Genomic DNA, 15,459 nt, shown 5'->3' with positions numbered 1-15,459 from the left:
GCTCATTCAAACACCAGGCGCTCCAGGGAGGGGACCATGGCACAAGAAACTTTAGCAATGACCGAGGCTGAGATGGACGAACAGCTTGAGGCTCTTAAGCGCGTTCACGAAGAAGACGCTGGAGGCCCGCAAAACGCCTTGGATCGAGGAATCGTTTCCTTTGGCACTATTTTTAGTTTTCTATTCGCGATTGCGACCGCCGTTTCGATCTACGAAATTGTAGCGCGCTATTTCTTCAATGCTCCGACGATCTGGGCCCATGAAACCGTAATCGCCCTGATTGCCGCCTGTTATCTTTATGGCGGAATGCAGTGTTTGGCGGCGGACAAACATATTCGCATTGGCTTGATCTACTTTGGGACCAGCGGAGGAACGCGCCGTTTGCTGGACATTGTGAACGGATTGCTGGCCTTGTTTTTTGCGGTGGCGATTGCCTATGCCGCCTACACGATGGTCGATAAATCCTGGTTTACGCCACAGGGTGATTTCCGGTTGGAACGGTCTGGATCCGCTTGGAACCCGATCACGCCTGCCTTGATCAAAATGGCGTTGCTGATAACTGCGCTAGTGCTGGCGATCCAATCGGTTGGACATATCTGGACTGCCTGGAAAGGGACCGGATTTCGTCAAAGCTCCGGCGAGTCCCCTAGCAAATATGCAATTATCGGAATTGGCGTTGTTTTCGCCCTGCTTGCGATAGGTGGTTATGCACTGTTTAGCGAAGGCCGCAATCTAGGCATTCAAACCGGATCCCTTTTGTTGGTTGGGTCGATCATGATCCTGATCCTGACGGGCATCCCACTGGCTTTTGTGACGGGTTTGATCGCCATCCTGTTCACCATCGCCTGGTTTGGTCCAACGGGCGTACCATTGGTGTCCAGCCGCATCTATTCCTTTGTGAATGAATATGTTTTGGTTGCCATACCGATGTTTGTCCTGATGGCTTCATTGCTGGATCGCTCAGGCATGGCACGCGACCTCTATGACGCGATGCGCCTGATTGCGGGTCGTCTGCGCGGCGGTGTGGCGGTGCAAACATTGGTGGCAGCGGTATTCCTCGCCGCGATTTCTGGCATTATCGGCGGTGAAATCGTCTTGCTTGGTCTGATCGCCCTACCACAGATGTTGCGCCTGGGATATAATCGGGCTCTGGCGATTGGTACTGTCTGTGCTGGTGGGTCGTTGGGGACGATGATCCCACCCTCGATCGTGCTGATCGTCTATGGCTTGACGGCAAGCGTCTCGATTGGCGACCTGTTTTTGGCCACGGTTACGCCTGGGCTGATGCTGGCGTCGTTCTACATCATCTACATTCTGGTGCGCTGCTATATGGACCCTGAAATGGGCCCGCCAATTTCACAAGAAGAGCTGGACATCCCAATGTCCGAAAAGCTTGCCAAAATCCGTGGCGTTATCCTGCCGGTGGGCGTGGCGACGATGGTTCTGGGCTCTATCTATGGCGGCATCGCTTCGGTGACCGAAGCGGCAGCCATGGGTGTAGTCGGTGTTTTTCTGGCGGCGCTGATCCGTCGCGAAGTCACTTGGACATTGATCCGTGACAGCCTGAAGCAAACACTTGAAACTTGTGGCATGATCATCTGGATCGGCCTTGGTGCGGCGGCTTTGGTGGGTGTTTATAACCTGATGGGTGGGAACCGCTTTATCGAAAACACCATTTTGGACAGCGGCGCTTCCCCACTTGTCATTGTTCTGATGATGATGGGAATTCTGGTGGTGCTTGGCCTGTTCATGGATTGGATCGGGATCGCATTGCTGACCATGCCGATCTTTGTTCCGATCATCATTAAACTGGGTATGGACCCAGTTTGGTTTGGCATCTTGTTTGCAATGAACATGCAGGTCAGCTATCTGTCACCGCCCTTTGGACCTGCCGCGTTTTATCTGAAATCGGTTGCCCCAAAGGACATGAGCCTGTCGGAAATTTTCCGCGCGCTGATCCCATTCATCTGCATTCAGGTCGTGGCACTAGCTATTGTGCTGTTCTTCCCAGGCGTTGCCCTGTGGCTGCCCGAGTGGGTGAAAGGAAACTAAGATGAACGAAGTTAAGCAACTCCGCAGTAATGTCGCTGCCATTGGACTTGGCTCCATGGGCTACGGGATTGCCTCGTCAGTGCTTAGAGACAACCACCTGGTCTGGGGCGCTGATATCAACCCAGACCAGGTTGCCCGGTTTCGCGAGGAAGGTGGTCAACCAGAGGAGCTGTCCGACGTCGCGGGGGATTTGGATGTGGTCATTGTTGCGGTACTGAACGCCGCCCAAACCGAAACCGTGCTCTTTGGAACAGAGGGGATTGTCAAATCTCTGAAGCCCGGCGCGGTGGTTCTGGCATGTGCCACGGTGCCGCCTGTCTTCGCCAAGGATATGGCAGCGCGTTGTGCACTGACCGGGGTTCTTTACCTTGACGCACCGATATCAGGTGGGTCCATAAAAGCAGCCAACGGGCAGTTGTCGATCATGGCGTCAGGAACGCCTGAAGCATTTACCTCAGCAAGGACGGTTCTGGACAGCATCGCCGAAACCGTATTCGAGCTTGGCGACGAAGCCGGCGCGGGCAGCGCTATGAAGTCGGTGAACCAGCTTCTGGCCGGAGTTCATATCGCCGCCATGGCCGAGGCATTGACCTTTGGTATGACACAAGGTGTAGCGCCGGAGAAATTCGTCGAAGTGATCAGCAAATGTGCGGGTACCAGCTGGATGCTGGAGAATCGCGCGCCGCATATTGTGGCAGGTGACTATACACCTCGTAGCTCGGTCAATATTTGGCCCAAAGACTTGGGCATCGTGCTTGATGTCGCCAAATCTGCCCAGTTTAGCGCACCGATCACTGCGGCGGCTTTGCAGCAATTCGTTGCCGCCGCCGGAATGGGCCATGGCAGGGAAGACGACGCCGCTGTGGCCAAGGTCTATGCCCGCATTGCCGGGCTGACATTGCCGGGAGAAGCCATATGACTACTGTACTTGGCTGTATAGCTGACGATTTCACCGGTGCTACTGACCTGGCGGGCCTGCTGGCTCGAAGCGGGGTGCGCGTTTCGCTCAGAATCGGGGTGCCATCCGAGCCCCCAACTGACCCGGCCGCCTTCGAGGTGATCGCCCTGAAGTCGCGCACCGCACCGGTTGTGGAAGCCGTAGCAGAAAGCCGAGCGGCATTGAAGTGGTTGCAGGCCGCAGGGGCACAAAGGTTCTTTTGGAAATACTGTTCGACCTTTGACAGCACAGCAGAGGGCAATATCGGCCCCGTCGCCGAGGCGTTGATGCAGGATCTGGGCACCGATCAGACGATCTATTGCCCGGCCTTTCCGGAAAATGGGCGGTCAATTTTCATGGGCAACCTCTTTGTCGGGTGCCAACCGCTGGCGGAAAGCCCGATGAAGGATCACCCGTTGACCCCGATGGGCGATAGCGACCTGATGCGTCTGTTGAAGCCTCAGGTGACGAAACCGGTGGGTCTGGCGGACCGGCTGACTGTGGCGCGCGGCGCGCGGGCGCTTGCAGCCGAACTAGCGGCGTTGAAATCGCGTGGCGTGGCGCATGTCGTGGTAGATGCGGTGGCCAATTCCGATCTCGAGGTGATCGCCGAAGCCTGCCGTAACATGAAACTGATGACCGGCGGCAGCGCCGTGGCGATGCCTCTGCCCGCATGTTATCTGGCAGACGGAACCCTGTCGCCAGATGCGCCAAAAGTCCGGACACCAAAACTTGGGACCAAGACCATCGTGCTGTCTGGCAGCTGCTCGGCCATGACCAACAAGCAGGTTGCGGATTACACAAGTCGCGGTGTGCCTGCCTTCCAGCTGGACCCATTGGCTTTGGCCGAAAATGGACCGCAGAAGGCTCTCGACTGGCTGGCAAAACAAGATCTAGAGGTCGCGCCGCTGGTTTACGCCACCGCAAATCCTGCAAGCGTTCGTGCCGCGCAGGAAAAGCTGGGCGTCGCAGGCGCTGGCGAGATCGTTGAGGCAACGCTTTCAGCTTGTGCTGTTGCTGCGAGAGACAGGGGCGCGCGGCGCGTGATTGTCGCGGGAGGCGAAACCTCCGGTGCGGTCACCAAGGCGCTTGGCGTCACCCAGCTCGACATTGGGGCAGAGATCGCACCGGGAGTGCCCTGGACTTATTGCCATTCGGGTGGCCATGAAATCGCACTGACCCTGAAATCGGGAAATTTTGGCTCCGAGACATTCTTTTCAGAAGCTCAAACAAAACTGGAATTCTTATGAGCGAGGAATCCAAACTACGCGAGCAAATCTGCCTGCTTGCAAAGTCTATGTTCGACCGTGGACTGACCGGCGGCAGCACCGGCAATATCTCGTCGCGGACTTCTGATGGGGGCCTGCTTGTTAGCCCAACCGGCGCAAGCTTCGGTCGCTTGGATCCCGGACGGCTCAGCCGATTTGACGCGCAGGGCAATCATATCGAGGGCGATGATCCAACCAAGGAAATGCCCTTACACACAGCGTTTTACGACACCCGTTCAACTGCGAGCGCGGTGGTGCATCTGCATTCCTGCCATTCGGTGGCGCTGTCGATGATGCCTGACGCAAATGCCGACAATTTCCTGCCGCCGCTGACACCCTATGGGATCATGAAACTGGGTCGCGTTAAGCTGCTACCTTTCTTCTTGCCTGGTGATCCTGCCATGGGAGAAGCCGTGCGTGGTCTTGCGGGAAAGCGATCGGCGGTAATGCTGGCCAACCACGGTCCAGTTGTGGCGGGCAAGGATATCGAAGCCGCCTGCAACGCGATCGAAGAGCTTGAGGAGACTGCACGGCTGGCTATGCTGACACGCAGAATGAACCCGTGTGCCCTGACCGAAGACAATGTTCAGGCGCTGATCACGAAATTCGACGTGGAGTGGGCCAGATGAAGTTTTCCGCCAATTTGGGTTTTTTGTGGAATGATAAGCCGCTGCCCGACGCAATCCGCGCCGCAAAAGCGGCGGGTTTCGACGCTGTGGAATGCCACTGGCCTTACGACACGCCGACGAGTGCTGTGAATGCCGCGCTCGAGGAAACCGGCTTGACGATGTTGGGTCTTAATACTCGGCGTGGCAATGTTGACGCTGGGGACAACGGTCTTTCGGCAATTCCAGGAAGCGAGGCCGAAGCCCGTGCCGCAATCGACGAAGCCATCGCCTATGCCACCGCAATCGGCGCGCCGAACATTCATGTCATGGCAGGGTTCGCGCGCGGTAGTGCCGCGCACCAAACCTTTGTAGGCAATTTAAAGTATGCATGCGAAATCGCAGCCAGAAACGGCATCACAATCCTGATCGAACCGCTCAACAGCTACGATGCACCTGACTATTTTTTGACCACGACCGATCAAGCTCTGGCGATCATCGAAGCGGTCGGTGAAGCCAACTTGAAACTGATGTTCGACTGCTATCACGTTCAACTTATGGAAGGTGATCTGACCCACAAAATCGGGCGGCTCTTGCCGTCGATCGGGCATATCCAGTTTGCTTCCGTCCCGGATCGTGGTGCACCAGATCATGGAGAGATCAACTACGATCACGTGTTTCAGGCGATATCTGGACTTGGCTACACAGCCCCTTTGGGGGCCGAATACAAGCCCCGCGGCAACACTAATGATACGCTTGCGTGGATGAATGGTAACGTCAAGTTATTGACCACAATCCCAATAGTCCGTAGCGCTTGCTGATGATGCGCCAGATTTCCCTGCTTCGCCACAAGGAACCGCCGAACTAATCGGGCTCAAATACCCGCGCTGGAACTCATATTTTGCCTAATACCTCCCCATAGCTCTTCAAGTGGTGGCTTGCTGGAATCGCGCCGTCGGTAAACCCGTACTTCCAAACTGGTGGAATGACCTGAATTTCCGGCAAGCGCCAACTCGCCTGATGCCAATTCTGCGGCGCACATTTTCTTTGGCAACCACCCCAATCCAAAACCTTCTAAGATCAGCGCCTTAACCGAATTTGCCAGTGCATTCTGGCTAACTATCAGGGTTTTTGGGCCTGATATCTGAGCCCGCATCATATCATCGACAACCGGGCGAAACGCACTAGAGGCACTATAGGACAACAGCGGAACTCGGTTTTTTTCATTGCTGTCCAATCGAAATATCGCGCGCCCATCTGGACCAGTCTTTGCCACAAGCACAAAGTCGTCTGTATCCAGCGACAAATACTCAAACTGGTTCATCTCTAAAGGCGACAAATACGACATCGAAGGATGCCAGTAATTCAAGATCACGTCGCAATAACCCTGCTGCATGGCATTCACAAATTTGTCGGCGGGCCAGGAAGCAGAGTTTAAGTCGATCGACAGATTACCAGCAGGCACCAGCGGCGCAATCCGGGTGGTATAATAGGTCGTGTATAAGGATTGCGATGCAGCAAAGCGCACAACGTTTTCACCAGCAGCATCCACGGCCTGACAACGTTCGACGGTTTCATCCAACATTTGCAGCATCATCCGCGCTTGAGTCGCAAAAATATCCCCGGCTGGTGTTAGGGAAAGCGGCAATGTTTCACGATTGATCAGTTGCACCCCCACAGCATTTTCAAGCGCACGAATACGTCGCGAAAACGCCGGCTGACTGACATGTCGCTCTTCTGCCGCGCGCGAAAAGTTTCGACACGCCGCCAAAGTTTCAAAATCTTTAAGCCAATTGAATTCCAAAATTGCGTCCTACGACCTGGGCCTATGCCTGGGATGTCATGCGATCTTCTTCGACTGCGTGGCAGGCGACAAGGCTTCCGTCGGGTTGTTGCAGCGCCTTTGGCTTCTCTTCACCACATCGAGTGTTGGCAAAAGCACATCGGCTTTGAAACGGGCACCCTTGTGGCAGATTGATCGGCGTCGGAATCTCCCCTTTCAGCCGAATGTGGTTTGGACGGTCGTCTTTAAGCTGCGGAACAGCCGACAATAAAGCGCGCGTATAAGGGTGCTTTGGATTGGCAAACAAAGTCTTGGTATCAGAGACTTCGCAAATCGACCCAAGATACAGCACCACGACCCGCGTGCCAAAATGTTCGACAACACTAAGATCGTGCGTAATGAACAAATATGTCAAGCCACGGCTTTCTTTGGCCTCTAGCATCAAGTTCAATACTTGGGCTTGAATTGACACATCCAAAGCGCTGATTGGCTCGTCGGCCACCACAAACTCCGGGTCAACAGTCAGGGCGCGCGCAATGGCAATCCGCTGACGTTGCCCACCTGAAAATTCATGTGGATAGCGTTGCGCCCATGCTGGATCCACCCCAACAGATCGCATAACTTCGGCCACCCGATCACGTACTTCCTGCGCGGAAAACCCCGGGTTATGCTGGCGCACAGGTTCTTCTAACGCTTGAAGAATGGTCATACGTGGATTCAAAGACGCATAGGGATTCTGAAAGATCATCTGGATCTTTTTGCGCAGTGGTCGCATGCTTTGACGCGAAAGATTATCGATCCGGCGTCCCTCATAGTGAATTTCACCATGGGTCGGCGTCAAAAGCCCTGCGACCAGCCGTGCAACTGTCGACTTGCCGCAACCGCTCTCACCAACAACGCAAAGGGCCTCACCTCGATGCACATTTAGCGTCACCCCATTAACCGCATGAACCGCGCGCGTTTCGCGGACAATTTTACCGCCGCGCAATTTCAAAGTTTCCAAAAAGCCACGATCCAGATCGAACTTTTTTTCCAGCCCTTTGATTTCAAGTAAGGGTTCAGATTGTATTAGATCCTTCATGCTTTTTCTTCCTTAAGCACAGGGTCAACGTGCAAGCGCCGCACTTCGTGACACGCCACTTCGACCTCGCCAAATTGGCTAATTTCCGGCAATTGGCTGCGACAGGTGTCTGTGGCGAACTCACATCGTGGATGAAAGGCACAGCCATTTGGTACCTGTGACAGCGTTGGCATATTGCCTGGAATCTGCCGCAGTTGCTCGCCTGGCATGGTTTGTTGCGGCAATGCATTGATAAGCCCCTGAGTATAGGGATGCTGCGGGTCGTTAATAATTGATCTGGTGCGGCCGCTTTCGATGATCCGCCCTGCGTACATCACCAACGTGCGTTCAGTCATTTGGCTGACCACGCCTAGGTCATGGGTGATCAAGATTAAGCCCACTTGATTGGATTGGCACAGCTCTAGCAACAGTTCCATAATGTCAGCCTGAATTGTCACATCCAGCGCTGTTGTTGGCTCGTCAGCGATGATCAATTGCGGATCAAGCAGCAAAGCAATGGCGATGATGATGCGCTGTCGCATCCCACCTGACAACTCGTGTGGGTATTGATCCAGTCGTTCTTCGGGCGAAGGAATATACACCTCGCGAAGCTTGACGATCGAAATTTGGCGCGCTTCTTCCACACTAAGTTTGCGATGCGCGCGCAGGGTTTCCACCATTTGCTGGCCAATTGTCAGCACTGGATTAAGCGTCACCATAGGATCCTGAAAGATCATCGCCATACGATTGCCGCGCACCTTGCGCAGGGCCTTGTCGTCCATTTGAACAACGTCTTCGCCATCAAACATAATCTGGCCATTGTCGATATAGCCTGGGCGACTTAGCAAGTTCAGCAGCGCAAATCCTGTGATTGATTTCCCCGCACCAGACTCTCCTACGATGCCAAGACGCTCGCCCTTGGCCAGATCAAATGAAATCCCATTCAGTGCCGACACGGTTTGATCCCGCATCGCAAATTTGACGGTCAGGTCACGAACAGACAGTAATGACATGGCCTTACCCTTTGTAAAGTTTTGGGTTGAGAACATCGCGCACCCAGTCACCCAACAGGTTGATGACCAAAACAAGCACAACAAGAACGATGCCAGGGATGACGGTGATCCACCAACTTCCCGAATAGATATAGTCAAACCCTGCCGAAATCAGCGAGCCAAGCGAGGGCTGACTTGGCGGCATGCCCAGGCCTAGGAATGAAAGCGAGGCTTCAGAAATAATGGCATTGGCAACTTGCACTGTCGAAATGACAAAGATCGGCGACAGTGAATTTGGCAGGATATGCCGCAGCATAATCCGCATAGGCCCAAACCCCAGAACCCGCGCACTGTCGATATATTCTTTCTTTTTCTCTGCCAGCACTGTGGCACGCACAGTACGGGCATATTGCGGCCATTCAGCCACCCCAATCACCGCAATCAGGAAAAACACCGCATACCGGTTAAAAGTCTCTGATCCAAACAAGGCCTGTGTGACAGCCAAAAAGATAATCGCCACCATCAACGTGGAAAACGACAGTTGAATATCGGCCATTCGCATCAACAAATTGTCTGTGCGCCCGCCAACATAGCCTGCGATCAAGCCAATGGAGATGCCCAGAAACGCCTGCAAGGCCACGGCACAGACCCCAATCAGAATGGACAAGCGCGTGCCATATAGGATGGTTGACCAAAGATCGCGCCCTTGATCATCGGTGCCCAGAACAAATTCCGGCAAGGCACCATCCACCCAGGCGGGTGGGTATTCAGAATTCATCAGGTCAATTTGGGACGGATCATAAGGATTATATGGTGCGATTATTGGCGCTAAAAACGCCATCAGAGCGATCAGGAAAAACACTGCAAAGCTGCCAACCGCCACCGGATTGCGGCGAAAGCTGTACATCATCCCAGAATCCATGATCTTGGCGAGCCGTGATTGCTGGTTCGGATTTGTGAAATCGCTCATGATCAGGCTCCCATCCGCGCTAGATTGACGGTTGGATTCACCAACCCATAGATCAAATCAACGATGGTATTGGTGACAACAAAAATGAAACCCACGACAATCAGATAGGCCACGATCAGCGGTGTATCGACCCGGTTCACAGCCTCTAGGAACATAAAGCCCATGCCCGGCCACTGAAACACGGTTTCGGTCAAGATCGTATAGGCCACCATGGTACCAATCTGAACGCCGCCAACCGTGATCACTGGCAGCAATGTGTTCTTTAACGCATGAACAAAATAAATCCGCCAGGGGTGAATGCCTTTGGCTCTGGCGTAACGCACATATTCGCTTTGCAACACTTCCATCATTTCTGCGCGGATCAATCGCACAAACAAGGGCAACATGATCGAGGCCAAAGCAATCGAAGGCAAAACAATATGCTGCCAGCCATCAATGGTGGCAAAGTTGGTTTCCCAGTAGCCCCAGACCTGCACGACGTCTCCGCGGCCAAAACTGGGCAACCAACCCAACTCGACCGAAAATACAAAAATCATCAAGATTGCTGTCAAGAATACAGGAATCGAAATCCCAACAATCGACAGACCCATAATCAAACGGGACAATACCGCGTTGGGTTTGATTGCGGTATAAACACCCAGCGGCACTGAAAGCCCCACGATGATGAGCGTTGCACCAAGCACCAATTCCAATGTTGCGGGAAGTTTCTTTAGGATCACGTCCAAGGCGGGTTCTTTAAAGAAATAGGATGTGCCCAGATCACCTTGCAACGCATTGCCTGCAAACCGCAGATATTGCTGCAGAAAACTGTCGTTCAACCCCAACTCTTCACGCAGTTTCTGGCGCACTTCTTCGGACACAGATTGTCCAACAAGTTCCCGCAAGGGGTCGCCAAGATTGCCTTGAATGGCAAATGCAATCAGCGAGATGACAAACATCACCGCAATCGCCTGAAATACTCGTTTGACGAGATAGGCAAACATAGTTCTCACCCAAATTCGATATTACCAACCCGCAGCTTGTGCCGGGGTCCTTAAGGTCGTGGTCGCTTATACCTTAGGAAAATTCGCCCGGGCCAGCACAGATTGCCAGCCCGGGCGCACAGGGATTACTCTGAAACCACAAGGTCACCGAAATACGGGAAGTTCAGCGCATTTACGATGTCGCCTGCATTCATATTGTCCTTTGCTCCCCAAGCCAGGTTTTGCCAATGCAATGGAATAAACGCAGATTCCGCATACAGGATGCCTTCCAACTTTCGCAGCGCTTCACCGCGCATCGCGGGATCTGTTTCGGTGTTGGAAGCATTCATCAGATCATCGGTCATGGCGTTGCAGTATGCGCCAGAGTTATATTGACCATTGCCGGAATCTGCATCCGGGCACGCTGACAGGAACTGGTGGAAATTCGCAGAATCCTCGGTGTCAGAATGCCAACCAATCATCATCATGTCAGCCGCGCGCTCGTCAAACTTTGGCCAATACTGGGCTTTTGGCATGGTTTGCAAATCAACGGTGATCCCGATTTGTGACAGCATAGAGGCCACAGCCTGAGCAATGCGATCATCGTTCACATAGCGGTTGTTGGGCGCCATCATGGTGATGGACAGACCGTCGCCGTACCCTGCTTCCGCCATCAGCGCCTTGGCTTTTTCTACATCATAGCGGGGTGTCAGTGCTGGGTCATGACCCAGATAGCCCGCTGGAGATGCCTGCCCAGCCACGGTGCCAAAACCACGCATGATACGATCAACAATGCCCGCGTTGTTCACCGCATAGTCAATGGCCTGACGCACGCGCGCATCTTTAAACGCCTCGACACGATTCTGGTTCATTTGAAACGTAATAATTCGTGTACCCGGCATAGTGATCAGGTTCACACCATCCGCACCTTCAACCCGCTGCAAATCCGTAGGTGGCACAGGTGCAATGAAATCGACATCACCAGACAACAAAGCCGCGACGCGTGTTGGGTCTTCTTTGATCGGGGTCAGAACAATTTCATCCACGTTGCCCGCAGAAGCTGTGTCCCAATATCCATCATGACGATCAAACACGACCTTAACGCCTTGTTCGCGTTCGGTCACAACAAATGGACCAGTGCCTGACATATTGCGCGACGCGAAACTGTCGCCGTGCTTGACGATCTCGGATTTGTCTTTGCCGTCAGATGTGGTGCCCGAATAAAACGCACTGTCCATCGCAAACAGGTAAGTTGCAGTGTGCAAAACAAGTGGGAAGGGTTCAGCTGTTTTCAAATCAATGGTGAAATCGTCTACAACTTCGACGTCAACAAAAGGCGCAAACACCCCTTTGAAGTCGTCACTTTGCTTGATGCGATCAAAAGTCCAGTCGATGTCTTTAGCCGTGAAATCGTTGCCGCTGTGGAATTTCACACCTTTGCGCAGGTTGAAGCGCATCGTTGTGGCATCGATCTGTTCCCAGCTTTCTGCCAGACGTGCTTCAAATTGCAAGTCTTGGGTCCAGCGCACCAGTGGATCAAATACCATGTGGTTCAGTTGCAGCGTCCCACCTGACAATTGTTCATAAGGATCCATAGAAACTGGATCTGCATCATAAGCAACACGCACTGTAGTATCAGCGTAAGCAGCGCTTGATAACGAGGCGATCAGCGCGGCCGTGGCCACACTGGAAGCAAATTTAAACATGTTAATACCCTCTCTGTTTTTATTACCCGCAGTATTCGAGCCGATCCGAAATTGTTCAAATGCTGGTTTTGCATGACCCCATGCGCGGTTTGAATAGTCCTTTTTTTTCATGAGCTTAATCAGAACTTCACGCCTAAACTTTGCGCCAAATCAATCAATTATCTAGGCTAATGCATCGAATCTTTGCATTGCAATATGCCTCCCTAACGCACGCGCTTTCTGCAAACGTCCAGCCAATTTCACAGTAAGAACAGTTGTACAAACCCTGTCATGTAGCAGGCTGGACACGCCAGAAAACGCCCGAATATTGGTTGCTTTCGCCCCTAGGTTAAGGGCAAAAAGCCAATACTTCAGTTGCAGGCCCCTAGGCCAGCGTTTAGGATCTTGTGATGACCAATACAGCGAAATTTGATCTCTTAGATTTTCTGCCTTACTTGATGACTCAATCTGCAGACGCGCTGAGTTTAGAGTTTCAGCCGGCCTATAAAGATCGCTACGGCATGTTGCGCACAGAGTGGCGCGTTTTGTTTCATGTTGGACGCTACAAAGACATCACCGCCAAGGAAATTTGCGACCGGGCAAGATTGCACAAAACCAAAGTATCCCGTGCCGTCACAGCGCTTGAACAAAAAAACCTTTTGGCCCGCGCTGAACGCCAAGAAGACAGACGGCATGCCAGCCTGACGTTGACAGCAGAGGGACAAGCCGTTTTTCGGGACCTGACGCAAGAAGCCCGCGCGTTTAATGAAAAAATCAAAACGCAGCTTGGTAGCGAAGATGCCGCCACTCTGCAGCGGATTCTTACGCAGATTGCCGACCTTTGACTTTTGGTGCCAAAACCCGATTTTCATTCTGCGCACAAAGCGTATATTCAGCGCATGCGCGACTTCTCTTTAGGACAAGGTTTTGACCCTTCAAAAACCAAGCTGCTGCGCAGCACGCAAAGCACAAACCCCGACTGATCCAGTTCTGGATCCGGCACCTGCGCTCGCCAAGATCACCGCTGGCATGGATCCAGCCTTGCGCGATTGCGTCAAAGTCCCTGGCGGCAACGCCTATATTGGCACCTCTGATCCTCAGATCCCGGTAGATGGCGAAGGGCCGCTAAAACGTAAAAAAGTCAAGGCCCTGCTTTGGGAACGCGGGACGGTGACCATCGCGGCGTTCCGACGGTTTGTGCAAGCAACAAACTATCAAACTGAGGCTGATCAATTTGGCTGGTCCTTTGTGTTTCACAGCCATGTCCCAAAAGACCAACCCGACACCCTGGGCGTCGATGGATTGGAATGGTGGCGGCGCATCGACGGGGCAAATTGGGAGTTCCCACAAGGCCCCTATGGCCCCATTGGCGCTCCTGATATGCCAGCCACACATGTTTCATGGAACGACGCAACGGCCTATGCCAAATGGGCCGGCGGACGGTTGCCGCGCGAAGCAGAATGGGAGCATGCTGCTCGCGGGGGCCTCGGAGATGTGCGCTTTCCTTGGGGTGACACCGAACCAAATGACATCGACCATTTCCCCTGCAATATTTGGCAAGGCAACTTTCCACATAACAACTTGTGTCTTGATGGCCATTCAGGCGCAGCTCCCGCCCTGAGTTTCAAACCCAATGGTTATGGGCTGCACCATATGGTGGGCAATGTCTGGCAATGGACATCCGAACCGTTCAAAGTGAAATCGCTCAAAAAAACCGCGCGCAGCCATGCGCAAGCTACACAGGGCAACAAGCTTATCAAAGGTGGATCATTTCTGTGCCACATCAGCTATTGCTACCGCTATCGCATCGCGGCCCGCACCGGTAATACGCCTGAAAGTTCGTCAGCGCATACCGGGTTTCGCGTGGTCTATGACCGTTAGTTTTTTGTACTGTATTTTTCTTCCAGCGCATCATAATGCGCCTTGTTGACGCTTGCTTGACGCAAGGCAAATCCTGCAACTGGTCCGTCCTCGTCCATGCGGCCCTGTTCTTTCAACTGGCCCAAAGCAGTCTGCATGCCCATTAGCGCACCTTGCAAGGCAACATTGGCATAAAGCACCAGTGAAAACCCAGCTGTATCCAGCTCCGCCAGATCTAGAATTGGTGTTTTCCCACCAACAACCAAATTCAACAGTTGCGGCGCTTGAGGCAAGCGCGCTGGGATGTCTTTCATTTCGGCAACGCTTTGTGGTGCTTCGACAAAAGTAATGTCGGCTCCATCCTCGATAAAGGCGGCAGCGCGATCGATCGCTTCGTTAAACCCGCGTGTGGCCCGCGCATCTGTCCGTGCAACAATCAGAAAGTTTTCGTCCTGACGGGCATCTGCCGCTGCTTTGATCCGGCTGCGCGCTTCATCTAGGTCGACCACCTCCTTACCCGTAAAATGCCCGCATTTCTTTGGATTCACTTGATCTTCCAACTGGATCGCGCTGGCCCCCGCCGCTTCTAGCATACGGACGGTGTGGTGAACGTTGACCGCATTGCCAAATCCGGTGTCTGCATCAACCAAAATCGGCAGATCGGTCGTGTTGCGAATGGCCATCGTGTGATCCACCAATTGCGGCAAGGAAATAAATCCATGGTCTGGCATGCCCAGATAGGTGTTGGTAACGCCCGCGCCCGAAATATAAAGCGCTTCAAACCCCAAATCTGCGATCACGCGAGCCGCCAACGCATTGGCCGCCCCTGGCATCAATATGGCACCGCCTTGGTTCAAACGATTGCGAAACGCTTTGTTGATGTCTTGGCTCAGCATGGCAAATCCTCGATTTCATAAGTTGGCGCTTGTTTGACCGAGCCTAGGGAACGAAACAAGCCAACACGAAGCAAATTTCACCCAAGAGAACGCTCGCCCAATTCGCGCGCCAGCTTTTCCAACAGCGGAGTCACCTTTTTTCTGGCTGCTTCGTCAAATCGGCTAACCAATCCGGACACCGCTAAGGCACCCAGTAACTCTCCGTTCTTTGAGAAAACGGGCGTGGCGACCGAGGAAATATTTGGGTTGGTAGAACCGACAGCACTGGCGGTGCCATTTTGATTAAAGGCACTCAAATCGCCAACATCATCGCCCGTAAAATGTCGCAGCACCATGCCCGAGGCCCCGCTTTGCAAACTTAACCGCATACCTTCTTCAACATGAAACCG

General features: G+C 53.3%; 15 protein-coding genes and 1 pseudogene. 8 read left to right on the top strand and 8 right to left on the bottom strand.

Features of this window, described 5'->3' with window-relative positions; translation table 11 throughout:
* Window positions 1–36 precede the first annotated feature (36 nt).
* The 6 genes and pseudogenes from ABXG94_RS16935 to ABXG94_RS16910 all read left to right on the top strand — a co-directional run.
* Window positions 37–600, top strand: a pseudogene (locus ABXG94_RS16935) (TRAP transporter small permease subunit); the annotation flags it as partial.
* 174 nt (window positions 601–774) lie between these two features.
* Window positions 775–2,052, top strand: a complete 1,278-nt coding sequence (locus ABXG94_RS16930) for a TRAP transporter large permease (RefSeq protein ID WP_353536213.1) — start codon at window positions 775–777, stop codon at window positions 2,050–2,052.
* Between the two features lies 1 nt (window position 2,053).
* Entirely contained in the window at window positions 2,054–2,971 is a 918-nt protein-coding gene (ltnD, locus tag ABXG94_RS16925; RefSeq protein ID WP_353536169.1) for an L-threonate dehydrogenase, read from the top strand.
* On the top strand, window positions 2,968–4,239 hold the full coding sequence (otnK, locus tag ABXG94_RS16920; protein WP_353536168.1) for a 3-oxo-tetronate kinase: 1,272 nt from the start codon (window positions 2,968–2,970) through the stop codon (window positions 4,237–4,239). The genes ltnD and otnK overlap by 4 nt, the downstream gene beginning before the upstream one ends.
* Window positions 4,236–4,886, top strand: coding sequence for a 3-oxo-tetronate 4-phosphate decarboxylase (otnC, locus tag ABXG94_RS16915; protein ID WP_353536167.1), 651 nt, complete (start codon window positions 4,236–4,238; stop codon window positions 4,884–4,886). Before otnK ends, otnC begins: the two co-directional genes overlap by 4 nt.
* On the top strand, window positions 4,883–5,683 hold the full coding sequence (locus tag ABXG94_RS16910) for a hydroxypyruvate isomerase family protein (RefSeq protein ID WP_353536166.1): 801 nt from the start codon (window positions 4,883–4,885) through the stop codon (window positions 5,681–5,683). Before otnC ends, ABXG94_RS16910 begins: the two co-directional genes overlap by 4 nt.
* Window positions 5,684–5,736: 53 nt before the next feature.
* Here the strand turns inward: ABXG94_RS16910 and ABXG94_RS16905 are convergent, their stop codons facing one another.
* The 6 genes from ABXG94_RS16905 to ABXG94_RS16880 all read right to left on the bottom strand — a co-directional run bounded on the left by ABXG94_RS16905 (window position 5,737) and on the right by ABXG94_RS16880 (window position 12,335).
* Entirely contained in the window at window positions 5,737–6,666 is a 930-nt protein-coding gene (locus tag ABXG94_RS16905) for a LysR family transcriptional regulator (protein ID WP_353536165.1), read from the bottom strand.
* A 22-nt stretch (window positions 6,667–6,688) separates the two neighbouring features.
* Window positions 6,689–7,726, bottom strand: a complete 1,038-nt coding sequence (locus ABXG94_RS16900; RefSeq protein WP_353536164.1) for an ABC transporter ATP-binding protein — start codon at window positions 7,724–7,726, stop codon at window positions 6,689–6,691.
* Window positions 7,723–8,718: an ABC transporter ATP-binding protein gene (locus ABXG94_RS16895; protein ID WP_353536163.1), complete on the bottom strand. Its 996-nt coding sequence runs from the start codon at window positions 8,716–8,718 to the stop codon at window positions 7,723–7,725. Before ABXG94_RS16895 ends, ABXG94_RS16900 begins: the two co-directional genes overlap by 4 nt.
* 4 nt (window positions 8,719–8,722) lie before the next feature.
* Entirely contained in the window at window positions 8,723–9,667 is a 945-nt protein-coding gene (locus ABXG94_RS16890; protein WP_502901726.1) for an ABC transporter permease, read from the bottom strand.
* Between the two features lie 2 nt (window positions 9,668–9,669).
* Complete coding sequence (locus ABXG94_RS16885) at window positions 9,670–10,650, bottom strand: ABC transporter permease (RefSeq protein ID WP_353536162.1); 981 nt, start codon at window positions 10,648–10,650, stop codon at window positions 9,670–9,672.
* 125 nt (window positions 10,651–10,775) lie between these two features.
* Window positions 10,776–12,335: an ABC transporter substrate-binding protein gene (locus ABXG94_RS16880; protein WP_353536161.1), complete on the bottom strand. Its 1,560-nt coding sequence runs from the start codon at window positions 12,333–12,335 to the stop codon at window positions 10,776–10,778.
* Between the two features lie 389 nt (window positions 12,336–12,724).
* Here ABXG94_RS16880 and ABXG94_RS16875 point away from each other — a divergent pair, with 389 nt between their 5' ends.
* Entirely contained in the window at window positions 12,725–13,159 is a 435-nt protein-coding gene (locus ABXG94_RS16875) for a MarR family winged helix-turn-helix transcriptional regulator (protein ID WP_353536160.1), read from the top strand.
* Window positions 13,160–13,241: 82 nt separating this feature from the next.
* On the top strand, window positions 13,242–14,195 hold the full coding sequence (locus ABXG94_RS16870) for a formylglycine-generating enzyme family protein (RefSeq protein WP_353536159.1): 954 nt from the start codon (window positions 13,242–13,244) through the stop codon (window positions 14,193–14,195).
* Here ABXG94_RS16870 and ABXG94_RS16865 read toward each other — a convergent pair.
* Both ABXG94_RS16865 and ABXG94_RS16860 read right to left on the bottom strand, forming a co-directional pair.
* On the bottom strand, window positions 14,192–15,070 hold the full coding sequence (locus ABXG94_RS16865) for an isocitrate lyase/PEP mutase family protein (RefSeq protein ID WP_353536158.1): 879 nt from the start codon (window positions 15,068–15,070) through the stop codon (window positions 14,192–14,194). The genes ABXG94_RS16870 and ABXG94_RS16865 overlap by 4 nt on opposite strands.
* 77 nt (window positions 15,071–15,147) lie before the next feature.
* Window positions 15,148–15,459, bottom strand: a 312-nt coding sequence (locus ABXG94_RS16860; RefSeq protein ID WP_353536157.1) for an IclR family transcriptional regulator domain-containing protein, incomplete at its 5' end; no start/stop codon positions are given.

Origin of the sequence: Cognatishimia sp. WU-CL00825 (genome assembly GCF_040364665.1) — a bacterium.
Taxonomy (GTDB): Bacteria; Pseudomonadota; Alphaproteobacteria; order Rhodobacterales; family Rhodobacteraceae; genus Cognatishimia.
The sequence above is the reverse complement of the archived record's forward strand: the minus strand, read 5'-3'. Positions and strand labels throughout refer to the sequence as shown.

What these genes read in the sequence shown, in the direction of transcription:
- ABXG94_RS16895 (WP_353536163.1), bottom strand. Translation starts at nt 8,718, where the DNA reads ATGTCATTACTGTCTGTTCGTGACCTGACCGTCAAATTTGCGATGCGG.
- ABXG94_RS16890 (WP_502901726.1), bottom strand. Translation starts at nt 9,667, where the DNA reads ATGAGCGATTTCACAAATCCGAACCAGCAATCACGGCTCGCCAAGATC.
- ABXG94_RS16875 (WP_353536160.1), top strand. Translation starts at nt 12,725, where the DNA reads ATGACCAATACAGCGAAATTTGATCTCTTAGATTTTCTGCCTTACTTG.
- otnK (WP_353536168.1), top strand. Translation starts at nt 2,968, where the DNA reads ATGACTACTGTACTTGGCTGTATAGCTGACGATTTCACCGGTGCTACT.
- ABXG94_RS16880 (WP_353536161.1), bottom strand. Translation starts at nt 12,335, where the DNA reads ATGTTTAAATTTGCTTCCAGTGTGGCCACGGCCGCGCTGATCGCCTCG.
- otnC (WP_353536167.1), top strand. Translation starts at nt 4,236, where the DNA reads ATGAGCGAGGAATCCAAACTACGCGAGCAAATCTGCCTGCTTGCAAAG.
- ltnD (WP_353536169.1), top strand. Translation starts at nt 2,054, where the DNA reads ATGAACGAAGTTAAGCAACTCCGCAGTAATGTCGCTGCCATTGGACTT.
- ABXG94_RS16865 (WP_353536158.1), bottom strand. Translation starts at nt 15,070, where the DNA reads ATGCTGAGCCAAGACATCAACAAAGCGTTTCGCAATCGTTTGAACCAA.
- ABXG94_RS16930 (WP_353536213.1), top strand. Translation starts at nt 775, where the DNA reads ATGATCCTGATCCTGACGGGCATCCCACTGGCTTTTGTGACGGGTTTG.
- ABXG94_RS16900 (WP_353536164.1), bottom strand. Translation starts at nt 7,726, where the DNA reads ATGAAGGATCTAATACAATCTGAACCCTTACTTGAAATCAAAGGGCTG.
- ABXG94_RS16910 (WP_353536166.1), top strand. Translation starts at nt 4,883, where the DNA reads ATGAAGTTTTCCGCCAATTTGGGTTTTTTGTGGAATGATAAGCCGCTG.
- ABXG94_RS16885 (WP_353536162.1), bottom strand. Translation starts at nt 10,650, where the DNA reads ATGTTTGCCTATCTCGTCAAACGAGTATTTCAGGCGATTGCGGTGATG.